Annotated in this window: 4 protein-coding genes; all 4 read left to right on the forward strand. The window is 48.6% G+C overall.

Annotated elements, in window-relative coordinates; translation table 11 throughout:
• Nucleotides 1–199, forward strand: a 199-nt coding sequence (locus tag YA0848_RS35475) for a hypothetical protein (RefSeq protein WP_198731582.1), incomplete at its 5' end; no start/stop codon positions are given.
• A 130-nt stretch (nucleotides 200–329) separates the two neighbouring features.
• Complete coding sequence (gene ihfB / locus YA0848_RS35480; protein WP_003189779.1) at nucleotides 330–626, forward strand: integration host factor subunit beta; 297 nt, start codon at nucleotides 330–332, stop codon at nucleotides 624–626.
• 24 nt (nucleotides 627–650) lie between these two features.
• Nucleotides 651–887, forward strand: a complete 237-nt coding sequence (locus tag YA0848_RS35485; RefSeq protein ID WP_169867533.1) for a lipopolysaccharide assembly protein LapA domain-containing protein — start codon at nucleotides 651–653, stop codon at nucleotides 885–887.
• Between the two features lie 331 nt (nucleotides 888–1,218).
• Nucleotides 1,219–2,580 carry a GNVR domain-containing protein gene (locus YA0848_RS35490; protein WP_198731583.1) on the forward strand — a complete coding sequence of 454 codons (1,362 nt, stop codon included), beginning with the start codon at nucleotides 1,219–1,221 and terminating at the stop codon, nucleotides 2,578–2,580.
• Nucleotides 2,581–3,248: the final 668 nt, after the last annotated feature.

Here is a 3,248-nt window from a genome sequence, read left to right on the forward strand (position 1 = left end):
CAGCGGTGTAGAGATCGACTGCTCGGGCTTAGGCAACAATTGGGATAAGTGCGAGAAGCGCGCTGCACGCGAATGCAAGATGCAGGGCTACAAGGTCATCACGCGCTCCAGCGACGCCAAGGATGAAGAAGGCGACTACTTGTTCGGATGGAACCCGGCAGGAGCGGTCACGCGCAAGATGCTCGTAATCTGCAAATAGCTTAAGGAGCTTTATTCGTCAGTGTTTATTCAGTCGTAGATTAGTTTATGCACGGGCTGTTCAAATTCATCAAGTCATGCTAAAACCTTTGAAGCGCTTTTCCTAGCTGCTTGAAAAAGAAGGGAAAAATATGACGAAGTCGGAGTTGATCGAACGAATTGTCACCCATCAAGGGCTGCTCTCATCCAAGGATGTGGAGCTGGCTATCAAGACCATGCTTGAGCAAATGTCCCAATGCCTTGCCACCGGAGATCGCATCGAAATCCGCGGCTTCGGCAGTTTCTCCCTGCACTACCGCGCACCACGCGTAGGCCGTAATCCAAAGACCGGCCAATCCGTCAGCCTTGATGGAAAGTTCGTTCCCCACTTCAAGCCGGGCAAGGAATTGCGTGATCGGGTGAACGAAGAAGAGGAAGAAGGCGTCTGAGTGTTTTTGAGGTAGGAGAAGGTTATGCGTGGGGTTAAGCGCGTTATTGCGGTATTGATTGCAGTGTTCGCGGCGTCTATGGTTTTGGCATTCGTGCTCGAGAATCAACAGGGTGCAGCGCTGTCGTTCCTGGGGTGGAGTACTGTGCAGATGCCGTTGGCGGTGTTTGTGGTGGTGGCCTTGATTGTCGGGATGTTGATTGGTCCGTTGCTCGGGGTCTTTGTGCGTGGGGCAGGCACAAGGCGATTGCCTAGAAGATAGCTACCAAGATGGGCTTGGGTGAATGGCTTCGATAACCGTTTGTCAGAAACTTCATGACGCTGGTCATTTTGAGTGTTTGCGAGTGCTTGCCTATACAGCCTTTCTGGTTCCGACGTTCGCATAGGAGATTCAGAAACGCCCGATATACATGCCAAGGCTTGTAATATGTCAGAGAGGTGGCAAAATGCAATCTTTTCTCGATAACAGGCATTTTGTGTAATCACAATTTGGCAGGGACGCTAGGTTTTGGCGGTCATCCAATTAGAATAAAAAATACACATCAGGTCTGCATGACGAGCTCGCAGTTTCTCTTTGAAGGCAGGTTTTTGTTGTGAGTATTATCTTCCGAATTCCCCCGAAACCTTCGTCCGAAGAAGTTGAACTCACGGTCGTTTTTAAATCTCTCTGGCGACAGAAAGTCCTCATTGCCGCTGTGACTCTGGTCGTTGGCGCTCTGGCTGGGATATATGCTTTTTCGGCGACTCCGGAATTTCAAGTCGTCAGCGTTTTGCGTCCAGCGGCGATCAATGATCTGGATGCATTGAATCGGTCTGGGGTATACGGCCTCCCGGCGGCTGAGGCGTTGAACAAAGTCGGGGCGTCTCTTGAGTCTTACGATACACGGTTAAGCTTCTTCCGAGCCCGTCAGAGTTTATTTAAGGCCTTCGAGCGTCCAGGGAGAACCCTGGAGCAGAGTTTTGAGGAGTTCAATCGAAACTCCATCAATCTTATTTTGCCAGATCCCAAGAAGGCGGACTCCCTCAGTGCCTATATCAAGCTGGAAATGAGCTACCCTAAAGGGATAGATGGCGTGACTATCCTCAACGAATTCATCGAGTTTGCCATTGCCACCGAGCGCCGGCAAATTAGCGCGGACCTGAACGTCATCATTAATAACCGGCTGAATGAAATTCAAGGCAAGCTCAAGGCCGTTCGCTCGGGATATGAAATTGATAAAGAGGCAAAAATTGCCAGTTTGACCGAGGCTGATGTGATTCGTCGTGCTCAGTTGCAGGACGAGCTAAAGGCTCTGAGGGGCCAGCTTAAGGCTATTCGTGGTGATAGGCTGGCATTGTTGAACGAAGCAATCGGCATTGCTAAGTCGCTGGGTATCAAAAAACCAACCACCCCGTCTTCACTCGGCGATGCAGATCGCAGCGGGGATGGGAGTACGATGCGTACCGAGATTAATAATCAGCAGATCCCGTTGTATTTCATGGGGATTGATGCGTTAGAGGCTGAGAAAAATGCTCTCATTCATCGTAAGTCCGACGACTTTACAGAGAGGCGTATCGCACAAATCGCTAAAGAGCTTCAGTTGCTGCAATCCAACCGGCAGATTGAGGTTTTGAATCGTCGTGAAAATGAAGATCTCTTCTTGAGCAACATAGAGCCCCTTCGCGCTGAAGAGGCGCGCCTGCGCAGCTTAAATATTGATTTCAGTCGCTTGAAGCTGGTAACTATTGACAAGCAGGCGTTGGAGCCGCTGGCGCCTATCAAGCCTAAGAAGGCGCTTATCCTAGCGGTCGGTCTTATTCTTGGCGGCATCATAGGTATTCTCATTACCCTAATTCGTACAATGGTTGTAAATAAACGCCAGAGGGCTATGAAGCGGGCGCCTTTTGATTCTTCAGATATTGTCATTGAAAAGAAGGCCGCTTCTGAGAGCCTCGACCCACAGTCTAAGAAATGACACACATTGAGCAGCGCCGCATACCACGGAAGGTGTGGGTGCAGTTCATTCCCAGTTACCTCCTTTGAAATAGAAATATGTACCTATGTCAAATTCTTTTGGGCCATGCCTGAAAAATAAATACACGGGGCGATTCTATCCTGAGCCGAGAGATTCTGTGCGCACTGTAGGTCATTACGCTAACCAAGTGTGAGGAACCACTATTTGTATTTGAATCCCGTAGTATGATTGTCAAATTCCATGGAACCCTTCTATTCGAAAGGCATCCAACGATTTATGGCACAAAGCCATGCATGGAGGTCCTGGGTTTTTTTGCTTCAGTGGGTACGTGAAGCCTGTGGTAGCAATGGCGTTCAGATTAGAGCGCGTTACGGCGGTTAGTGTTGATTTTGTTTGTCAGCAGGGGGTGGGGCAGGCATTGGTAAAAAACAATAAGCTCCATACGTACGTCTTGTATGAATAATATAATTTAATGAAAACCCTCAAAACGAAGTATGAGCGAGGGAACGCTGGAAGCATATAGGGCAGCGGTATCTGGAAACAGATCGATCTCTCTGAGTGGGTTGTACAGCTGAAGAACTTTGTACTGAAATTGTTTCAGTAAGTATTTTGGATTTTGATCATTTAGGTTTTAATTATGCAGAAACTGGAAGATATTAAGCTCGCCA

The sequence above is a fragment of the Pseudomonas sp. S4_EA_1b genome (genome assembly GCF_016307435.1).
GTDB lineage: Bacteria > Pseudomonadota > Gammaproteobacteria > Pseudomonadales > Pseudomonadaceae > Aquipseudomonas > Aquipseudomonas rhodesiae.